At 68.5% G+C, this 19,125-nt stretch carries 16 protein-coding genes and 1 tRNA gene; 16 read left to right on the top strand and 1 reads right to left on the bottom strand.

Annotation, left to right across the window (positions count from 1 at the left end):
* Positions 1-36 precede the first annotated feature (36 nt).
* The gene (locus F6X53_RS10305) at positions 37-2,082 is read left to right on the top strand and encodes a branched-chain amino acid ABC transporter ATP-binding protein/permease (RefSeq protein ID WP_150999922.1); all 2,046 of its coding nucleotides are present in this window, start codon (positions 37-39) and stop codon (positions 2,080-2,082) included.
* Positions 2,075-2,797: an ABC transporter ATP-binding protein gene (locus F6X53_RS10300; protein ID WP_150999921.1), complete on the top strand. Its 723-nt coding sequence runs from the start codon at positions 2,075-2,077 to the stop codon at positions 2,795-2,797. The genes F6X53_RS10305 and F6X53_RS10300 overlap by 8 nt, the downstream gene beginning before the upstream one ends.
* A gap of 210 nt (positions 2,798-3,007) precedes the next feature.
* Here the strand turns inward: F6X53_RS10300 and F6X53_RS10295 are convergent.
* Positions 3,008-3,084 (bottom strand) — tRNA-Asp (locus tag F6X53_RS10295).
* A gap of 331 nt (positions 3,085-3,415) precedes the next feature.
* Between F6X53_RS10295 and F6X53_RS10290 the strand changes: the two genes are divergently transcribed.
* The 14 genes from F6X53_RS10290 to nuoN all read left to right on the top strand — a co-directional run bounded on the left by F6X53_RS10290 (position 3,416) and on the right by nuoN (position 19,125).
* A complete protein-coding gene (locus tag F6X53_RS10290; protein WP_109890497.1) occupies positions 3,416-3,781 on the top strand; it encodes an NADH-quinone oxidoreductase subunit A in 366 nt (121 codons plus the stop codon).
* A gap of 45 nt (positions 3,782-3,826) precedes the next feature.
* Positions 3,827-4,426: a NuoB/complex I 20 kDa subunit family protein gene (locus F6X53_RS10285; RefSeq protein ID WP_150999920.1), complete on the top strand. Its 600-nt coding sequence runs from the start codon at positions 3,827-3,829 to the stop codon at positions 4,424-4,426.
* Positions 4,427-4,434: 8 nt separating this feature from the next.
* Complete coding sequence (locus F6X53_RS10280) at positions 4,435-5,082, top strand: NADH-quinone oxidoreductase subunit C (RefSeq protein ID WP_150999919.1); 648 nt, start codon at positions 4,435-4,437, stop codon at positions 5,080-5,082.
* Between the two features lie 15 nt (positions 5,083-5,097).
* A complete protein-coding gene (locus F6X53_RS10275) occupies positions 5,098-6,288 on the top strand; it encodes an NADH-quinone oxidoreductase subunit D (protein ID WP_150999918.1) in 1,191 nt (396 codons plus the stop codon).
* Between the two features lie 12 nt (positions 6,289-6,300).
* Positions 6,301-7,662 (top strand): NADH-quinone oxidoreductase subunit NuoE, encoded by a 1,362-nt coding sequence (gene nuoE / locus F6X53_RS10270; RefSeq protein WP_150999917.1) that lies wholly within the window; start codon positions 6,301-6,303, stop codon positions 7,660-7,662.
* Positions 7,663-7,671: 9 nt separating this feature from the next.
* Entirely contained in the window at positions 7,672-8,973 is a 1,302-nt protein-coding gene (nuoF, locus tag F6X53_RS10265; RefSeq protein WP_150999916.1) for an NADH-quinone oxidoreductase subunit NuoF, read from the top strand.
* 43 nt (positions 8,974-9,016) lie between these two features.
* Positions 9,017-11,098 (top strand): NADH-quinone oxidoreductase subunit NuoG, encoded by a 2,082-nt coding sequence (gene nuoG, locus F6X53_RS10260; protein ID WP_150999915.1) that lies wholly within the window; start codon positions 9,017-9,019, stop codon positions 11,096-11,098.
* A gap of 12 nt (positions 11,099-11,110) precedes the next feature.
* Positions 11,111-12,133, top strand: coding sequence for an NADH-quinone oxidoreductase subunit NuoH (gene nuoH / locus F6X53_RS10255; RefSeq protein WP_150999914.1), 1,023 nt, complete (start codon positions 11,111-11,113; stop codon positions 12,131-12,133).
* A 25-nt stretch (positions 12,134-12,158) separates the two neighbouring features.
* Positions 12,159-12,647 carry an NADH-quinone oxidoreductase subunit NuoI gene (gene nuoI / locus F6X53_RS10250; RefSeq protein ID WP_150999913.1) on the top strand — a complete coding sequence of 163 codons (489 nt, stop codon included), beginning with the start codon at positions 12,159-12,161 and terminating at the stop codon, positions 12,645-12,647.
* Between the two features lie 181 nt (positions 12,648-12,828).
* Positions 12,829-13,449, top strand: coding sequence for an NADH-quinone oxidoreductase subunit J (locus tag F6X53_RS10245; protein WP_150999912.1), 621 nt, complete (start codon positions 12,829-12,831; stop codon positions 13,447-13,449).
* Between the two features lie 55 nt (positions 13,450-13,504).
* Complete coding sequence (gene nuoK, locus F6X53_RS10240) at positions 13,505-13,810, top strand: NADH-quinone oxidoreductase subunit NuoK (RefSeq protein ID WP_003598182.1); 306 nt, start codon at positions 13,505-13,507, stop codon at positions 13,808-13,810.
* A gap of 95 nt (positions 13,811-13,905) precedes the next feature.
* Entirely contained in the window at positions 13,906-16,062 is a 2,157-nt protein-coding gene (gene nuoL, locus F6X53_RS10235; RefSeq protein ID WP_150999911.1) for an NADH-quinone oxidoreductase subunit L, read from the top strand.
* Between the two features lie 82 nt (positions 16,063-16,144).
* Entirely contained in the window at positions 16,145-17,665 is a 1,521-nt protein-coding gene (locus F6X53_RS10230) for an NADH-quinone oxidoreductase subunit M (RefSeq protein WP_150999910.1), read from the top strand.
* A 14-nt stretch (positions 17,666-17,679) separates the two neighbouring features.
* Positions 17,680-19,125 carry an NADH-quinone oxidoreductase subunit NuoN gene (gene nuoN / locus F6X53_RS10225; RefSeq protein ID WP_150999909.1) on the top strand — a complete coding sequence of 482 codons (1,446 nt, stop codon included), beginning with the start codon at positions 17,680-17,682 and terminating at the stop codon, positions 19,123-19,125.

Raw genomic sequence — 19,125 nt, 5'->3', positions numbered from 1 at the left:
GCGCGATGCCGGTTCGCCCGACGAGAGCTTGACGCCATGGCGCAGTCCACCCTCGCCCCCGCCTCGGCGCCCGCGGCCGGCCCGAGCCTCGGCCGGCATGCCGGCCTCCTCGGCGCCGTCCTGCTGGTGGCGTTCCTCGCCGCCTTCCCGCACGTGGTGACGAGCTCCTACTACATCCACCTGATGGTGGTGATCGCCATCTACGCGATCCTGATCCTCGGGCTCGACATCGTGGTCGGCTATACCGGCCAGGTCAGCCTCGGCCATGCGGGCCTGTTCGGCGTCGGCGCCTACTCGGCGGCGGTGCTGTTCCTGCACTTCAAGCTCGGGCTCTGGTGGGGGCTCATCGCCGGCATCGGCGTCACCTCGGCCTTCGGCCTCCTGCTCGCCGTGCCGGCGCTCCGGGTCACCGGGCCCTATCTCGCCATGGTGACGCTGGCCTTCGGCACCATCGTGCAGATCTTCATCAACGAGCTGACGCCGCTCACCAACGGGCCGCTCGGCATCACCCTGCCGCCGGCCCGCGTCATCGATTTCTCGCTCCTCGGGATGCAGGCACCCTGGGGCGCGGCCGGGCGCAAGCTCGAATTCTACTATCTCGTCTGCGCCGCGCTGCTGCTGACGATCGTGGTGGTGAACCGGGTGGTGCGCTCGCCCTTCGGGCGCGCCTTCGAGGCCCTGCGCGACTCGCCCATCGCCTGCGACTGCATGGGCGTCAGCGTCTACCGCTACAAGGTCTATGCCTTCGTGATCTCGGCGGCGCTCGCGGGCCTCGCCGGCGCGCTGTTCGCCTGGTCGGAGCGCTACGTCGCCCCGAACTCCTACGGCTTCGAGCTGACGGTGCTGTTCCTGCTCGCCGTGACCATGGGGGGCCGCAAGTCGCGGGCCGGCCCGCTGATCGGCTCGGCCATCATCGTGATGATGCCCAACATCCTAGCCGACATCGAGCTCGTGCGCATCATGGCGGGCGTGATCGCCCTCGCGGCCCTCGTGGTCGGCGGCCTCGCATTCCTGCGCCGGCAGGAGAACCGCTACGCGATCCTCGTGCCCGTCGTGCTCTGCCTGCTGTTCTTCCCCGCCACGCTCGCCCTGCAATCGGTGACGGATTTCCGCCTGACCGTGTTCGGCCTGATGATCCTGTTCGTGGTCTATTACCTGCCGGACGGCATCGTCGGGTTCCTGCGCGAGAAGATCCCGGCCCTGCGCCCCGCCCACACGGCGGAGGGGCGCATCCTGACGGCGGAGGGCGCGGCCCTGATCGCCCAGCGCGGCGGCGCGGGGGCCGATCCGCTGCTCAAGGTCGATGCCGCGCTGATGCAGTTCGGCGGCCTCAAGGCGCTGGCCGGCGTCGATCTCGCGGTACGGCCCGGCACGATCCACGGGCTCATCGGCCCGAACGGCTCGGGCAAGAGCACGATGATGAACGTGCTCACCGGCATCTACAAGCCGACCGGCGGCTCCGTGGCCCTGGCGACCGCCGCGGGCTCGCAGCGCCTCGACGGCCGCACACCTTCCGAGATCGCCCTGGCGGGCGTCGCCCGCACCTTCCAGAACGTCCAGCTGTTCCGGGAGATGACGGCGCTCGAGAACGTGCTGGTCGGCCTGCACCACGCCTTCCGGGGCACCATCGTGGACGCGATCCTCAGCACGCCGCGCCGGCGGCGCGAGGAGCGGGAGGCGCGGGTCCGCGCCATGGCGATCCTCGAATTCGTGGGGCTCGGCGGACTCGCCCAGGTGGAGGCCCGCAATCTCCCCTACGGCAAGCAGCGCCTCCTCGAGATCGGCCGCGCGCTCGCCCTCGATCCGGTGCTGCTGCTCCTCGACGAGCCGGCGGCCGGCCTGACCGCCCCCGACATCGCCGACCTCACGGCGATCATCCGCAAGATCCGGGATGCGGGCATCACCGTGATCCTGATCGAGCATCACATGGACGTCGTCATGGGCCTGTGCGACCGCGTCAGCGTCCTCGATTTCGGCCACAAGATCGCGGAGGGCGGCGCCCGCGAGATCCAGGAGGACCCGAAGGTGATCGAGGCCTATCTCGGCAGCCCGGTTGCGGATGAGGAGCCCGCTCATGCTTGAGGTCTCGAACCTCTCGGCCGGCTACGGGCAGATCGAGGTCCTGCACGGCCTCTCCTTCGAGGTCCGGAAGGGCCAGGTCGTCACGCTGATCGGTTCGAACGGGGCGGGCAAGACCACGACGATGCGGGCGCTCTCCGGCATGATCCGCCCGCGGGCCGGCTCGATCCGGCTGAACGGCCGCGAGGTCGGCGGCCTCGACAGCCACGACGTCGCGCGCTCCGGCCTCGCACATTCGCCCGAGGGACGCCGCGTCTTCGCGACGCTCAGCGTCGAGGACAACCTCACCCTCGGGGCCTTCCCGCGCCTGACCGGATCGCGCCCGAAGGGCGACGTCGCGGCCGACCGCGACCGCGCCTTCGAGCTGTTCCCGCGGCTGAAGGAGCGGCGGGCCCAGCTCGCCGGCACCCTGTCGGGGGGCGAGCAGCAGATGCTCGCCATGGGCCGCGCCCTGATGCTGCGCCCCGAGATCCTGCTCCTCGACGAGCCCTCGATGGGGCTCGCCCCGAAGCTCGTGGAGGAGGTCTTCCGCATCATCCGCCAGCTGAAGGACGAGCAGGTCACCATGCTCCTCGTCGAGCAATTCGCCATGGCGGCCCTCGGCGTGGCGGACCATGCCTACGTGATGGAGAACGGCCGCATCCGCTTCCAGGGGCCGGCGGCGCAGCTCCGCAACGACCCGGCCGTGCGCGCGGCCTATCTCGGCGGCGGCCACTGACGCCCGTCATCGCCCGGACGGCCTCTGGCCGTTCGGGTCCGGCGAGCGGGACTGTCGTGCGCGCGCCCCGCGACGATCGTGCGCGCGCGCCGCGATGGCAGGAACGGGCGACCCCCCGCCGAGACTTCCCGACGCGCGAGCACGAGCGTTCGCGCACCCGCTGAAACCGGGGTCTGAGGTCGTGTGCCAATCGGGGAAAACGGGTCGACGTGGCGCGGGCGACGGGACTCGAACCCGCGACCTCCGGCGTGACAGGCCGGCACTCTAACCAACTGAGCTACGCCCGCGTGGCGTGCCGCCTCGGGCGGCGACGGGCCGGGGTTTAGGGGGGTGGTCCGGGGCTGTCAAGCAACCTTCGCCATAATCCGGAAGGCGCCGTTTTCGCAGAATAATCCCCTGCGGCGGGACGTCCTGCGCGGATCTGCCGTGCTGTTTGTGCGCCTGACACGGGCCCATCTCTCTCACGGGGGGCGGATTGTGCGACGCGCAACGCTCTTGTTTCACCCGAACCGCTCGTCTAAGCCTCGCGCCGTGCGCACTCTGGCATTGGAGCAATTCCACATGCCGCCCGAGTCGAGGAGGGCGCCGCGGTCTCACTCGAACGCGAGAGGTGTCGCTATGACCGGCCTGCTGGCGGATTATCTGCCTCTCATCGTCTTTATCGGGGTGTCGCTGTTCATCGCCGTGGCGCTCCTGGTGGCGCCATTCCTGGTGGCCTACAACAGCCCCGATCCCGAGAAGCTCTCGGCCTACGAGTGCGGCTTCAACGCTTTCGACGACGCGCGCATGAAGTTCGACGTGCGCTTCTATCTCGTGGCCATCCTGTTCATCATCTTCGATCTCGAAGTGGCCTTCCTGTTTCCCTGGGCGATTACCTTCGGGGAACTCGGTTGGTACGGTTTCTGGTCGATGATGGTCTTCCTCGGCGTCCTGACCGTCGGCTTCGTCTACGAGTGGCGCAAGGGCGCCCTCGAATGGGACTAGGCCGACACCGCCGCCGACACGCATCCGAGTTGACCTGAGGCATTCATGGCCCTCACCACCGATCTTTCCCGCGATCTCTCCCGCGCTCCCACGATCGCTCCGCAGCCGAAGGGGATCATCGATCCCGCGACGGGCCGCCCGATCGGGGAGAACGACCCGACCTTCCTGTCGATCAACAGCGAGCTGGCCGATCGCGGCTTCCTGGTGACCTCGACGGACGACCTCATCAACTGGGCCCGGACCGGCTCGCTGATGTGGATGACGTTCGGGCTCGCCTGCTGCGCCGTCGAGATGATGCAGATGTCGATGCCGCGCTACGATTGCGAGCGCTTCGGCTTCGCGCCCCGCGGCTCCCCGCGCCAGTCCGACGTGATGATCGTGGCCGGAACCCTGACCAACAAGATGGCCCCGGCGCTCCGCAAGGTCTACGACCAGATGCCGGAGCCGCGCTACGTCATCTCGATGGGCTCCTGCGCCAATGGCGGCGGCTATTACCACTACTCCTACTCGGTGGTGCGCGGCTGCGACCGGGTCGTCCCGGTGGACATCTACGTCCCGGGCTGCCCCCCGACCGCGGAGGCGCTGCTCTACGGCGTGTTGCTGCTGCAGAAGAAGATCCGCCGCACCGGCACCATCGAGCGCTGAGGGGTCCGATGAGCAACGGCATCACGATCCTGGCGCACACGCAGCCGGCCTCGGGCGAGGCGGCGCTCCAGGCGCTCGGCGACCAGATCGCCGGCGCGCTCGGCCCGGCGATCGTCGAGCGCGGCATCGCGTTCGGCGAGCTGACCCTCGTCGTGCAGGGCTCGGACATCGTCTACGCGATGACGTTTCTGCGCGACGACCCGGCCTGCGCCTTCCGGTGCTTCATCGATATCTGCGGCGCCGATTACCCGGCGCGCGCGCAGCGCTTCGATGTGGTCTACCACCTGCTCTCGCTGCGCCATAACAGCCGCATCCGGGTGAAGGTGCGCACCGACGAGACGACGCCGGTGCCTTCGATCATCGAGGTCTTCCCCGCCGCCAACTGGTACGAGCGCGAGACCTACGATCTCTACGGCATCCTGTTCTCGGGGCATCCCGACCTGCGCCGCCTCCTCACCGATTACGGGTTCGAGGGGCACCCCTTGCGCAAGGACTTCCCGCTCACCGGCTTCGTCGAGGTCCGCTACGACCAGGACGAGGCGCGGGTGGTCTACGAGCCCGTCAAACTCACCCAGGAATTCCGGAACTTCGACTTCCTGTCGCCGTGGGAGGGCACCGACTACGTGCTCCCCGGCGACGAGAAGAAGACGGTATGAGGCGGAAGGCTCCCCATGGCCGAGCACAACATCCGCAACTTCGCGATCAATTTCGGGCCCCAGCACCCGGCGGCGCACGGCGTGCTGCGCCTCGTGCTGGAACTCGACGGCGAGATCGTCGAGCGCGTCGACCCGCATATCGGGCTCCTGCACCGGGGCACCGAGAAGCTGATCGAGTACAAGACCTACCTGCAGGCGACGCCCTATTTCGACCGGCTCGACTACGTCTCGCCGATGAACCAGGAGCACGCCTTCTGCCTGGGCATCGAGAAGCTCCTGGGGCTTGCCGTGCCGCGGCGCGCGCAGCTCATCCGCACCCTGTTCTGCGAGATCGGCCGCATCCTCTCGCACCTCCTCAACGTCACCACGCAGGCGATGGATGTCGGCGCGCTGACGCCGCCCCTGTGGGGCTTCGAGGAGCGCGAGAAGCTGATGATCTTCTACGAGCGCGCGAGCGGCGCCCGGCTTCACGCCAATTACTTCCGGCCGGGCGGCGTCCACCAGGACCTGCCGCCGGCGCTGATCGACGACATCGAGGCCTTCTGCGAGAGCTTCCCGCAGGTGGTGGACGACCTCGACGACCTCGTCATGGCCAACCGCATCTTCAAGCAGCGCAACGTCGATATCGGCATCGTCACGGTGGACGAGGCCATGGCCTGGGGCTTCTCGGGCGTGATGGTGCGCGGCTCGGGCATCCCGTGGGACCTGCGCAAGTCGCAGCCCTACGAGTGCTACGACGAGATGGAATTCGACATACCCGTGGGGCGCAACGGCGACACCTATGATCGCCAGGTGATCCGCATGGAGGAGATGCGCGAGAGCGTGCGCATCATGAAGCAGTGCATCGCCAAGCTCCGCGAGCCTGCGGGCCAGGGCCCGATCGCGACCCTCGACGGCAAGGTCGCGCCGCCGGCCCGCCGCGAGATGAAGCGCTCGATGGAGGCGCTCATCCACCACTTCAAGCTCTATACCGAGGGCTTCCACGTGCCGGCCGGCGAGGTCTACGCCGCCGTCGAGGCGCCCAAGGGCGAGTTCGGCGTCTATCTCGTCTCGGACGGGACCAACAAGCCGTATCGCTGCAAGATCCGCGCGCCGGGCTTCGCGCATCTTCAGGCGATGGATTGGATGTGCCGCGGTCACATGCTGGCCGACGTGTCCTGCGTGCTCGGCACGCTCGACATCGTGTTCGGCGAAGTGGACCGCTGAGGGTTTCGACTGATGGCCAACCGCAGATTAGCCCCCGCAGCCGAGCAGCCGGACAGCTTCGCGTTCTCGCCCGAGAACGCCGAGTGGGCCAAGGGGCAGATCGCCAAGTACCCGGAGGGGCGCCAGGCCTCGGCCGTGATCCCGCTCCTGTGGAAGGCGCAGGAGCAGAATGGCGGCTGGCTGCCCCAGCAGGCCATCGAGGCCGTCGCCGACGAGCTCGGCATGCCGCATATCCGCGTGCTCGAGGTCGCGACCTTCTACACGATGTTCGCGCTCGAGCCGGTCGGCCGGTTCTGGATCCAGCTCTGCGGCACGGTGCCGTGCGATTCCTGCGGTGCGCGCGAGCTCAAGGACATGCTGCAGGCGCGGCTCGGCCCCCCCGGCCATGTCAGCCCGGACGGCAACTTCTCCTGGCTCGAAGTCGAGTGCCTCGGCGCCTGCTGCAACGCCCCGATGGCCCAGATCAACCAGGATTACTATGAGGACCTGACGCCCGAATCCCTCGGCAAGCTGATGGACGATCTCGCGGCCGGCCGGCCGGTGAAGACCGGCTCGCAGGTGGGGCGCACCTCCTCGGAGCCGCAGGATGCCGTCCACACGCTGCAGGACGCGACGTTGTTCGACGGCTCGCGCGTCGGCGCTTGGCGCAAGCGCTTCGAGCAGACGGATGCGGAAGCCGACGGCGCGGGCCGGGATGAGGCCGCCTCGAGCGAGCAGCGCGCCGCCGTGGATCCGAAGCCCGCCCGCCCGGAGGCCGGCCGCGCCGTCGAGAGCCCCGCAACCGACGCGCCCGCGCAGCGCGCCGCCGAGGGCCAGGCGCCCGTGAAGGCGGAAGATCGCGCCGATGCCGCGGATCGCACCCAATCCACCGCCGCGCATGGCGAGACCCGCCCGGCCGCGACGCCGGCCCAGACGGTCGCGGCCGGCGAGGCCGCCTCGGCCGAGGCCGGCGCCCAATCGGCGCTCCGGCGCGACGAGACCCCGCCCCAGCCCGCCGCCTCCGGCGCGAGCGAGGCCGAGGTCGCGGCCGAAGCCGAGGAGAGCCGGATCGAGGAGAAGCTCGCGAGCCTGCCCAAGGATGCGAGCCCCGAGCAGCGCGCCGACGCGGTGGGCACCCGGCCCGCCGCCCTCGCGGCCGCTCGGGCCGGCGCGCCCGACGCGCTGACGCGCATCAAGGGCATCGGTCCCGGCAACGAGCGCCGCCTGCACGACCTCGGCACCTATCATTTCGACCAGATCGCTGCCTGGACCCGCGCCGAGGTGGCGTGGGTCGGTACCTACCTGGCATTCCCGGGTCGCATCGACCGGGAAGATTGGGTGGGGCAGGCCAAGGCCCTGGGCGGGGCCGGCGCGCCCGGCCGTTCAGCGCAGTGAGGACCTGACATGCTCGCCGATCAGGATCGTATCTTCACCAACCTCTACGGGCTGCACTCGCCGGGGCTCGAGGCCGCCAAGAAGCGCGGCGCCTGGGACGGGACCAAGTTCCTCCTCGAGATGGGCCGCGACTGGATCATCGAGGAGATGAAGGCGTCGGGCCTGCGCGGGCGCGGCGGCGCCGGCTTCCCCACGGGCCTGAAATGGTCCTTCATGCCCAAGAAGTCGGATGGGCGCCCGCATTACCTCGTGGTCAATGCCGACGAGTCGGAGCCGGGCACCTGCAAGGACCGGGAGATCATGCGGCACGATCCGCATCTCCTGATCGAGGGCTGCATGCTGGCCTCGTTCGCGATGAACGCGCATGCCTGCTACATCTATATCCGGGGTGAGTACGTCGCCGAGAAGCACGCGCTGCAGCGCGCCGTCGACGAGGCCTACGAGGCGAAGCTCGTCGGCCAGGACAACGTCCACGGCTACCCCTTCGACATCTACGTCCACCACGGCGCGGGCGCCTATATCTGCGGCGAGGAGACGGCGCTGCTCGAAAGCCTCGAGGGCAAGAAGGGCATGCCGCGCCTGAAGCCCCCGTTCCCGGCCAATATGGGCCTCTATGGCTGCCCCACCACCGTCAACAACGTCGAGTCGATCGCGGTGGCGGGCACCATCCTGCGCCGGGGCGGCGCGTGGTTCGCGGGGCTCGGCGGCAAGAACAACACCGGCACCAAGCTGTTCTGCGTCTCGGGCCACGTCAACAAGCCCGGCAATGTCGAGGAAGAACTCGGCATCACCTTCCGGGAGCTGATCGACAAGCATTGCGGCGGCATGCGCGGCGGCTGGGACAACCTGCTCTGCTCGATTCCCGGCGGCTCCTCGGTGCCGCTGGTGCCGGCCGAGCAGATCATCGACGCCAAGATGGATTTCGACACCCTGCGCAATCTCGGCTCGGGCCTCGGCACCGCGGCCGTGATCGTCCTCGACCGGTCGACCGATATCGTCTCGGCCATCGCCCGCATCGCCTATTTCTACAAGCACGAGAGCTGCGGCCAGTGCACGCCCTGCCGCGAGGGCACCGGCTGGATGTGGCGGGTGATGCTGCGCATGGCCGAAGGCCGCGCCCAGCGCCGCGAGATCGACATGCTCCTCGACGTCACGAAGCAGATCGAGGGCCACACCATCTGCGCGCTCGGCGACGCCGCCGCCTGGCCGATCCAGGGCCTGATCCGGCATTTCCGCCCCGAGATCGAGAAGCGCATCGACCGCTACAGCGCCAACCCGCACAGCGATCCTGTGCCGATGGCCGCGGAGTGACCGGCTCCGCGACCGCACCGAAGTTCGAGACCGAGAACCACGTATGACCAAGATCGTCGTCGACGGCACCGAGGTCGATGTCCCGGCCGAGTACACCCTGCTCCAGGCCTGCGAGGCCGCGGGCGCTGAGATCCCGCGCTTCTGCTTCCACGAGCGCCTGTCCATCGCGGGCAATTGCCGGATGTGCCTCGTCGAGCTGAAGGGCGCGCCCAAGCCCGTGGCCTCCTGCGCCTACGCGGTCAAGGATTGCCGGCCCGGCCCCAACGGCGAGCCGCCGGAGGTGCTGACGCGCTCGGGGACCACCAAGAAGGCTCGCGAGGGGGTGATGGAGTTCCTCCTCATCAACCACCCGCTCGATTGCCCGATCTGCGACCAGGGCGGCCATTGCGACCTGCAGGACCAGGCCATGGCCTACGGCGTCGACTCGACCCGCTACGGCGAGAACAAGCGCGCGGTCGAGGAGAAGTATATCGGCCCGCTGGTGCGGACCGCCATGAACCGCTGCATCCACTGCACCCGCTGCGTGCGCTTCCTCGCCGAGGTCGCGGGCGTGCCGGATCTCGGCGCCATCGGGCGCGGCGAGGACATGGAGATCACGAGCTACCTCGAACAGGCGATGGGCTCGGAGCTGCAGGGCAACGTCGCCGACCTCTGCCCCGTCGGCGCCCTCGTGCACAAGCCGCAGAGCTACAACGTCCGCCCCTGGGAGCTGACCAAGACCGAGTCGGTCGACGTGATGGACGCGGTCGGGTGCGCCATCCGGGTCGATTCCCGCGGCCGCGAGGTCATGCAGATCGAGCCCCGCGTCAACGAGGCCATCAACGAGGAGTGGATCTCCGACAAGACCCGCCACGCCGTCGACGGCCTGCGGCTGCAGCGCCTCGACCGGCCGTTCCTGCGCGAGAACGGGCGCCTGCGCCCCGCGACCTGGGGCGAGGCCTTCGGGGCGATCAAGGCGAAGCTCGCCGGGGCCGATCCGAAGCGGGTCGGCGCCCTCGTGGGCGACCTCGCGGGCGTCGAGGAAACCTACGCGCTCAAGGGCCTGATGACGGCGCTCGGCGTCCGGAACCTCGATGGCCGCCAGGCGGGCGAGGCCCTCGATCCGGCCTGGGGACGGGCCGCCTACACCTTCGGCCCGACGATCCCGGGCATCGAGGAGGCGGACGCGATCCTGCTGGTGGGCGCGAATCCGCGCCTCGAAGCCTCGCTCCTCAACGTGCGGATCCGCAAGCGCTGGCGCATGGGGCCGCTGCCGGTCGGGCTGATCGGCGAGCCGGTGGATCTGACCTACCCCCATGTCCAGCTCGGCGCCGGCCCGGACACCCTGGCCGACCTCGCGGCCGGAAACCACAGCTTCGCCGAAATCCTGAAGGCGGCGCAGCGGCCGCTCGTCATCGTCGGGATGGGGGCGCTGGCGCGGCCCGACGGCGCCGCGATCCTGGCCGCCGCCGCCGCCCTCGCCAAGGCTATCGGCGCGGTGACGCCGGAATGGAACGGCTTCGGCGTGCTGCACACCGCCGCCGCCCGCGTCGGCGCCCTCGATCTCGGCTTCGTGCCGGGGGAGGGGGGCCTCGACGTCGCCGGCATGATCGCGGCCGGCGCCCTCGACGTGGTGTTCAATCTCGGCGCCGACGAGGTCGAGATCGCGCCGGGTGCCTTCGTGGTCTACCAGGGCACCCATGGCGACCGCGGCGCCGCCCGCGCCGACGTGATCCTGCCGGGCGCCGCCTACCCTGAGAAGAACGCCACCTACGTGAATCTCGAGGGCCGGGTCCAGATCGCCAACCGCTCGTCCTTCCCGCCGGGCGATGCCCGCGAGGATTGGGCGATCATCCGCGCCCTCTCGGAGGTGGTCGGCCGGCGCCTGCCCTACGATTCGCTCACGGCGCTGCGCCGCGCCCTCTACGCCGACCACCCGCATTTCGCGGCCGTCGACGCCGTGGCGCCCTCGGACGCGGTCGCGGCCTTGGATGCCCTCGCGGCCCTCGGCGGCAGCCCGGCGCGCGAGCCCTTCCGCTCGCCGATCCTCGATTTCTACCTCACCAACCCGATCGCCCGCGCCTCGCGGGTGCTCGCCGAATGCTCGAGCCTCGCCCGCGGGCGCGCGCTCGAAGCCGCCGAATAAGGGACGGCCCCGATGACCTTCCTCGAAGTGCTCGGCACCGTCCTGCTGATCGCCCTGAAGAGCTTCGTGCTCCTGGCCTTGCTGCTCGTCTTCATCGCCTACGCGCTGCTGGCCGACCGCAAGATCTGGGCGGCGGTGCAGCTCCGGCGCGGCCCCAACGTGGTCGGGCCCTGGGGCCTGCTGCAATCCTTCGCCGACCTGTTGAAGTTCGTCCTGAAGGAGCCGGTGATCCCGGCGGGCGCCAATAAGGGCATCTTCCTCCTGGCGCCCCTCGTCTTCGCGACGCTGGCGCTCGCGTCCTGGGCGGTGATCCCGCTGGCCGAGGGCTGGGCGATCGCCGACATCAATGTCGGCATCACCTACATCTTCGCGATCTCGTCGCTCGGCGTCTACGGCGTCATCATGGGCGGCTGGGCCTCGAACTCGAAATACGCCTTCCTGGGCGCCCTGCGCTCGGCCGCGCAGATGATCTCCTACGAGGTCTCGCTCGGCTTCGTGATCATCTGCGTCCTGCTCTGCGCCGGCTCGCTCAACCTGTCGCGCATCGTGCTCGCGCAGGACACCGCCCTCGGGCTGTTCGGCTGGTACTGGTTCTGGCTGTTCCCGATGTTCGTGGTGTTCTTCATCTCGGCGCTGGCCGAGACGAACCGCCCGCCCTTCGACCTGCCGGAGGCCGAATCCGAGCTCGTGGCCGGCTACATGGTCGAGTATTCCTCGACCCCCTACCTGCTCTTCATGCTCGGCGAGTACGTGGCCATCATGACCATGTGCGCCCTCGGCACCGTGCTGTTCCTCGGCGGCTGGCTCTCGCCGATCCCGTTCGCGCCCTTCACCTGGGTGCCGGGCGTGATCTGGTTCGCCCTGAAGGCGAGCTTCCTGTTCTTCATGATCGCCATGGTGAAGGCCATGGTGCCGCGCTACCGCTACGACCAGCTCATGCGCCTCGGTTGGAAGGTCTTCCTGCCGCTCTCGCTGATCTCGGTCGTCGTCGTCGCCTTCGTTCTCAAGCTCACCGGCCTCGCGCCGGGCGCCTGAACCCACATCATTTGGAGATCGCGCGATGCAGCTCGATCAGGTCGCCAAGGGCCTTTTGCTGAAGGAGTTCGTGTCGGGGTTCTTCCTCGCCATGAAGTATTTCTTCAAGCCGAAGGCGACGATCAACTATCCCTTCGAGATGGGCCACCGGGGGCCGCGCTTCCGGGGCGAGCACGCGCTGCGCCGCTATCCCAACGGCGAGGAGCGTTGCATCGCCTGCAAGCTCTGCGAGGCGATCTGCCCGGCCCAGGCCATCACCATCGAGGCGGGCCCGCGCCGCAACGACGGCACGCGGCGCACCACCCGCTACGACATCGACATGGTGAAGTGCATCTATTGCGGCATGTGCCAGGAGGCCTGCCCGGTGGACGCCATCGTGGAGGGGCCGAACTTCGAGTTCTCGGTGGAGACCCGCGAGGAGCTTCTCTACGACAAGGAGAAGCTCCTCCTGAACGGCGACCGCTGGGAGCGCGAGATCGCGCGCAACATCGCCATGGACGCGCCCTACCGCTAGGAGGGCCCGAGCCGGCGCGGGGCCATCCCGCGCGGGCCGACGGATCGGCGCACGCTGTCACCCGCGCAAGTGCGGGTTCGGGTTGTGCGCCGTAGTGCCGAGTTCTATAGACGGGCCGCCGGTGCGGCCGATGGCCCACAAGGCAGAAGGGGCCGCCCCGCGCGGCTGAACCTGACATCGCATGACCGCAGCCGCTGCCTTCTTCTACCTGTTCGCCGGAGTCGCGATCGCCTCCGGCTTCATGGTGATCGCGTCGCGCAATCCCGTGGCGTCGGTGCTGTTCCTGATCCTCGCCTTCGTGAACGCCGCCGGCCTGTTCGTGCTGATGGGCGCCGAGTTCCTGGCGATGATCCTCATCGTCGTCTACGTGGGCGCCGTCGCGGTGCTGTTCCTGTTCGTCGTGATGATGCTCGATGTGGATTTCGCGCAGCTGCGCCAGGGTTTTCAGCAATACCTGCCGGTGGGCGGGCTGATCGGGGCGATCTTCCTGATCGAGCTGCTGCTCGTCGTCGGCTCCTGGACCATCGATCCGGGCCTCGTTCAGGCGCCGCTCGGCAATGTCGCGGCGGACGACAGCTTCACCAACACCGCCGCCCTCGGCCGGGTCCTCTACACGGAATACGCCTATTTCTTCCAGATCGCCGGCCTCGTGCTGCTCGTCGCGATGATCGGCGCCATCGTGCTTACGCTCCGCGACCGGCCGGGCGTCAAGCGCCAGAACATCGCGGTCCAGAACGCCCGCACCCAGGCGATGGCCGTCGAGACCCGCAAGGTCCCGTCCCGCCAGGGCGTCGAGGTTTGAATCGTCCGTCCCCAGGCGGGGCGAGGCGCGTGCGTGTGGAGACACGGGAAGAACGATGATCGGACTGAGCCACTACCTCACGGTCGCCGCGATCCTGTTCACGCTGGGCGTGCTGGGCATCTTCATCAACCGCAAGAACGTCATCGTGATCCTGATGTCGGTGGAGCTGATCCTGCTCGCCGTGAACATCAACCTGGTGGCCTTCTCGACCCATCTCAACGACATCACCGGCCAAGTCTTCGCCCTGTTCGTCCTCACGGTCGCGGCCGCCGAGGCCGCGATCGGGCTCGCCATCCTGGTCGTGTTCTTCCGCAACCGCGGCTCCATCGCGGTCGAGGACGTGAGCATGATGAAGGGCTGACGCGGCGAACCCGACGCGAACCCGAAGCCCTTCGCCCCTTGGACCTTCACGGGGGCGCCGCGAGGCGCCCCGAGAGGCCGGACTGACACAGAACGATGTATCACGCGATCGTCTTCTTCCCCCTCATCGGCGCCCTGATCGCCGGTCTGTTCGGCCGTCAGCTCGGGGCGCGCGCCTGCGAGTACCTGACGACGAGCTGCCTCGCCTTCGCGGCGCTGCTCTCCTGGGGCGTGTTCTTCGAGGGCGGCGACCACGCCACCCGCGTCCAGGTCGCGACCTGGTTCACGGCGGGCGACCTCACGGTCGACTGGGCCTTCCGCATCGACACGCTCACCCGGGTGATGCTCGTCGTCGTGACCACGGTCTCGACCCTCGTTCACCTCTACTCCATCGGCTACATGGAGGAGGATCCGCACCGGCCGCGCTTCTTCGCCTACCTGTCGCTGTTCACCTTCGCGATGCTGATGCTGGTGACGGCCGACAACCTCGTGCAGATGTTCTTCGGCTGGGAGGGCGTCGGCCTCGCCTCCTACCTGCTGATCGGCTTCTGGTACGAGAAGCCCTCGGCCAACGCCGCCGCCATGAAGGCCTTCATCGTCAACCGCGTCGGCGATTTCGGCTTCTCGCTGGGCATCTTCCTGGTCTTCGTCCTGTTCGGCTCGGTCGCCTTCGACGGCATCTTCCCGCGGGTCGACGAGCTCAAGGACGCGCATTTCCACTTCCTCGGCCATGACTGGCACGCCCTGACGCTGGCCTGCCTGCTCCTGTTCATGGGCGCGATGGGCAAGTCGGCGCAGTTCCTGCTGCACACCTGGCTGCCCGACGCGATGGAGGGCCCGACCCCGGTCTCGGCCCTCATCCACGCCGCCACCATGGTGACGGCCGGCGTGTTCATGGTGGCGCGCCTGTCGCCGCTCTTCGAGCTGGCGCCCGACGCCCTCGTGGTCGTCACGGTGATCGGCGGCATCACGGCCTTCTTCGCCGCCACGATCGGCCTCGTGCAGAACGACATCAAGCGGGTCATCGCCTACTCGACCTGCTCGCAGCTCGGCTACATGTTCGTGGCGCTCGGCGTCGGCGCCTACTCGGCCGGCATCTTCCACCTCTTCACCCACGCCTTCTTCAAGGCGCTGCTGTTCCTTGGGGCCGGCTCGGTCATCCACGCGATGCACCACGAGCAGGACATGCGGAACATGGGGGACCTGCGCCGCTACATCCCCTTCACCACCGCCATGATGGCGATCGGCACCCTCGCGCTGATCGGCTTCCCGTTCACGGCGGGCTATTACTCGAAGGACGCCATCATCGAGGCGGCCTATGCCTCGACCCGGCCGGGCCACACCTTGGCCTTCCTGGCCACCGTGATCGCGGCCTTCTTCACCTCGTTCTACTCCTGGCGCCTGTTCTTCATGACCTTCGAGGGGCCGGCCCGCTGGGCCGATCACGGCGCCCACGGCCACGATGACCACGCGCACGCCGCTCCGGCCCTCGCCCATGCTGACGCGCACGGCGCCCACGCCGCCATTGCGCGAGCTTCCATGGCGCACGCCGCTACGGCGCACGAGGCCGATGGCCTGCCGGGCCACCACGAGGGCGTCGCCCACGACGACAAGGGCCACGACGTCGAGCCGGTCTCCCACAGCGCTCTCGAGCACCACGACCACCCCGCGCACAAGCCGCACGAGAGCCCGCTCGTCATGACGATCCCCCTGGCGGTGCTCGCCTTCGGGGCGCTCTTCGCCGGCCTGATCTTCAAGGACCGCTTCATCGGCGAGGGCATGGAGGCGTTCTGGGGCCACGCGCTGGCGCATGGCCCGGACAACCACATCATGCACGACATCCACCACGTGCCGGGCTGGGTCTCCGCCTCGCCCTTCGTGATGCTGGTGCTCGGGTTCCTGGTCGCCTTCTGGATGTATATCCGCCGGCCCGCGCTGCCGGGCCAGCTCGCCGCGCAGCAGCCGGTCCTGTACCGCTTCCTCCTCAACAAGTGGTATTTCGACGAGATCTACGACCGGATCTTCGTCCGCCCGGCCAAGGATTTCGGCAAGTTCCTCTGGAAGGAGGGCGACGGGCGCGTCATCGACGGCCTCGGCCCGAACGGCATCGCGGCCCGGGTGGTCGACGTGACCCGCGGCGTGGTCCGCCTCCAGACCGGCTACGTCTACCACTACGCCTTCGTGATGCTGGTCGGCGTCGCGGGCCTGATCAGCTGGTACCTGATGACCGGCCTGCCGAAGGGCGGTCACTGATGCCCTGCGCTCAGACACGCGGCGGATGCCGTCGGCCCGTCGCGGCCGGCGGCCATAAGAAGACAAACGGGAGCACCCGCTGATGTTCGGCCTCGGCATCCTCTCCGGCCTGCTGATCGTGCCGCTCGCCGGCGCGGCGTTCATCCTGACGCTGAACGGCGACGAGGAGAGCGTGAAGCGCAACGCCCGCTGGGCGGCGCTCGCGACCACGATCATCACCTTCCTGCTCTCGCTGGTGGCCTGGGGCCGCTACGACGCGACCTCGTCGAGCTTCCAGCTCGTCGAGAGCCATGCCTGGCTCACCGACACGATCCGGTTCAAGCTCGGCGTCGACGGCTTCTCGATGCCGCTGATCCTGCTGACCACCTTCCTGATGCCGTTCTGCATCGGCGCCTCGTGGCACGCCATCGAGACCCGCGTGAAGGAGTACTTCGTCGCCTTCCTGGTCCTCGAGACCACGATGATCGGCGTGTTCCAGGCCCTCGACCTGGTGCTGTTCTACCTGTTCTTCGAGGCCGGCCTGATCCCGATGTTCCTGATCATCGGGATCTGGGGCGGCAAGCGGCGCATCTACGCGAGCTTCAAGTTCTTCCTCTACACGCTGCTCGGCTCGGTGCTGATGCTGCTCGCCATCATGGCGATGTACTGGCACGCGGGCACCACCGACATCCCGACGCTGCTGCAGACGCGCTTCCCCGCGCAGATGCAGACCTGGCTCTGGCTCGCCTTCTTCGCCTCCTTCGCGGTGAAGATGCCGATGTGGCCGGTCCATACCTGGCTCCCCGACGCGCACGTGGAGGCGCCGACGGCGGGCTCGGTGATCCTGGCCGGCATCCTCCTCAAGATGGGCGGCTACGGCTTCATCCGGGTCTCGCTGCCGATGTTCCCGGATGCGAGCCACCTGTTCGCGCCCCTCGTCTTCGCCCTCTCGGTCATCGCGATCATCTTCACCTCGCTGATCGCGATGATGCAGACCGACATCAAGAAGCTCATCGCCTACTCGTCGGTCGCCCATATGGGCTTCGTCACCCTCGGCCTGTTCACCATGAACGAGCAGGGCATCCAGGGCGCGCTCTTCCTGATGATCTCGCACGGGATCGTGTCGGGCGCGCTCTTCCTCTGCGTCGGCGTCGTCTACGACCGGATGCACACCCGCGAGATCGCCGCCTACGGGGGCCTCGTGAAGCGGATGCCGCTCTACGCGGTCGCCATGATGGTGTTCACCATGGCCAATGTCGGCCTGCCCGGCACCTCGGGCTTCGTCGGCGAGTTCCTGGCGATGACGGGGGCCTTCAAGGCGAACCCGACGGTGGCGTTCTTCTCGGTCTTCGGCATCATCCTGTCGGCGGCCTACGCGCTCTGGCTCTACGCCCGGGTGATCTACGGCAAGCTCGAGAAGCCCTCGCTCCAGGGCATCCTGGATCTCGACAATCGTGAGAAGCTCATCATCGCGCCCCTCGTCGCGCTGACGATCTATTACGGCGTGCATCCGGCCCCGATCCTCGACACATTCGCGCCCTCCACCGAGGCCCTGATGACGAGCATCCGGACCGCTCTCTCGAACACGCAGACCGCGGCCGCCGCGCTGCCGATCGCGCGCTAACCGGTATGGGACCGATGACCGCCGCACATTCCGTCCTGCCCACCCTCGCGCCGCTGCTGCCGGAGCTGATCCTCAGCGTCGGCGTACTGGTGCTGATCCTCTACGGCGCCTTCCGGGGCGAGCGCTCCGTCGAGGGCGTCAATGTCGGGGCGCTGCTGCTCCTCGTCCTCGCCTTCTTCGTGGTCGTGACCCAGCCGGCCGGCATGAAGGTTACGACCCTGTCGGGCGCCTTCATCTCGGACGCGTTCTCGCGGGTGATGAAGGGCCTGGTCCTGCTCGGCTCGGCCGCCACGATCCTGCTCTCGCGCGACTATTTCCAGCGCGAGCGCATCGACCGGTTCGAGTTCCCGGTCCTGATCCTGCTCTGCACCATCGGCATGATGGTGATGGCCTCGGCCAACGACCTGATCGCCCTCTATCTCGGGCTCGAGCTGCAATCGCTCGCGGCCTACGTCATCGCGGCCTTCCACCGGGACGACCTCAAGTCGACGGAGGCGGGGCTCAAGTACTTCGTCCTCGGCGCCCTCTCGTCGGGCATGCTGCTCTACGGGGCCTCCCTCGTCTACGGCTTCACCGGCACCGTCTCGTTCCCCGGCATCGTCTCGGCGCTGCACGGGGACCCGGGCTTCGGCATCGTGCTGGGCATCGTGTTCGTGGCCGCCGGCGTCGCCTTCAAGATGTCGGCCGTGCCGTTCCACATGTGGACGCCCGACGTCTACGAAGGCTCGCCGACGCCGGTCACCGCCTTCTTCGCCTCGGCGCCCAAGATGGCGGCGGTCGCCATGACGGTGCGGCTCTTCATCGGCGCCTTCCCGGACGTGACCGCGATCTGGCAGCAGATCATCATCTTCATCGCGATCGCCTCGATGGCGCTCGGCTCCTTCGCGGCGATCGGCCAGCGCAACATCAAGCGCCTGATGGCCTATTCCTCCATCGGCAATATCGGCTACGCGCTGATCGGCCTCGCGGCGGGCTCGGAGGAAGGCGTCCGCGGCGTGGTGATCTACATGATCATCTACCTCGCCATGACGCTCGGCGCCTTCGCGGTCATCCTCTCGCTGCGCCGTCGCAACGAGATGTTCGAGACCATCGACGACCTGTCCGGCCTGTCGCGGACGCATCCGGTCCTGGCCTTCTGCCTCGCCGCGATGATGTTCTCGCTCGCCGGCATCCCGCCGCTCGCCGGCTTCTTCGCCAAGTTCTACGTCTTCGCCGCCGCCATCAAGGCGGGGCTCGTGGCGCTCGCGGTGATCGGCGTGGTGACGAGCGTCGTCGGCGCCTATTACTACCTGCGCATCGTCAAGGTGATGTATTTCGACGAGGCGCGCGCGCCCTACGAGGCGATGGCGCCGGGCCTGCGGATCGTGCTCGCGATCTCCAGCGTCGTCGTGATCCTGTTCTGGCTCCTGCCGGCCCCGCTCGTGGGGGCCGCCGGGGCCGCGGCCAAGTCGCTGTTCTAG

The organism is Methylobacterium soli (assembly GCF_008806385.1).
Classification (GTDB): domain Bacteria; phylum Pseudomonadota; class Alphaproteobacteria; order Rhizobiales; family Beijerinckiaceae; genus Methylobacterium; species Methylobacterium soli.
The sequence above is the reverse complement of the archived record's forward strand: the minus strand, read 5'-3'. Positions and strand labels throughout refer to the sequence as shown.

What these genes read in the sequence shown, in the direction of transcription:
- F6X53_RS10305 (WP_150999922.1), top strand. Translation starts at nt 37, where the DNA reads ATGGCGCAGTCCACCCTCGCCCCCGCCTCGGCGCCCGCGGCCGGCCCG.
- F6X53_RS10300 (WP_150999921.1), top strand. Translation starts at nt 2,075, where the DNA reads ATGCTTGAGGTCTCGAACCTCTCGGCCGGCTACGGGCAGATCGAGGTC.
- F6X53_RS10290 (WP_109890497.1), top strand. Translation starts at nt 3,416, where the DNA reads ATGACCGGCCTGCTGGCGGATTATCTGCCTCTCATCGTCTTTATCGGG.
- F6X53_RS10285 (WP_150999920.1), top strand. Translation starts at nt 3,827, where the DNA reads ATGGCCCTCACCACCGATCTTTCCCGCGATCTCTCCCGCGCTCCCACG.
- F6X53_RS10280 (WP_150999919.1), top strand. Translation starts at nt 4,435, where the DNA reads ATGAGCAACGGCATCACGATCCTGGCGCACACGCAGCCGGCCTCGGGC.
- F6X53_RS10275 (WP_150999918.1), top strand. Translation starts at nt 5,098, where the DNA reads ATGGCCGAGCACAACATCCGCAACTTCGCGATCAATTTCGGGCCCCAG.
- nuoE (WP_150999917.1), top strand. Translation starts at nt 6,301, where the DNA reads ATGGCCAACCGCAGATTAGCCCCCGCAGCCGAGCAGCCGGACAGCTTC.
- nuoF (WP_150999916.1), top strand. Translation starts at nt 7,672, where the DNA reads ATGCTCGCCGATCAGGATCGTATCTTCACCAACCTCTACGGGCTGCAC.
- nuoG (WP_150999915.1), top strand. Translation starts at nt 9,017, where the DNA reads ATGACCAAGATCGTCGTCGACGGCACCGAGGTCGATGTCCCGGCCGAG.
- nuoH (WP_150999914.1), top strand. Translation starts at nt 11,111, where the DNA reads ATGACCTTCCTCGAAGTGCTCGGCACCGTCCTGCTGATCGCCCTGAAG.
- nuoI (WP_150999913.1), top strand. Translation starts at nt 12,159, where the DNA reads ATGCAGCTCGATCAGGTCGCCAAGGGCCTTTTGCTGAAGGAGTTCGTG.
- F6X53_RS10245 (WP_150999912.1), top strand. Translation starts at nt 12,829, where the DNA reads ATGACCGCAGCCGCTGCCTTCTTCTACCTGTTCGCCGGAGTCGCGATC.
- nuoK (WP_003598182.1), top strand. Translation starts at nt 13,505, where the DNA reads ATGATCGGACTGAGCCACTACCTCACGGTCGCCGCGATCCTGTTCACG.
- nuoL (WP_150999911.1), top strand. Translation starts at nt 13,906, where the DNA reads ATGTATCACGCGATCGTCTTCTTCCCCCTCATCGGCGCCCTGATCGCC.
- F6X53_RS10230 (WP_150999910.1), top strand. Translation starts at nt 16,145, where the DNA reads ATGTTCGGCCTCGGCATCCTCTCCGGCCTGCTGATCGTGCCGCTCGCC.
- nuoN (WP_150999909.1), top strand. Translation starts at nt 17,680, where the DNA reads ATGACCGCCGCACATTCCGTCCTGCCCACCCTCGCGCCGCTGCTGCCG.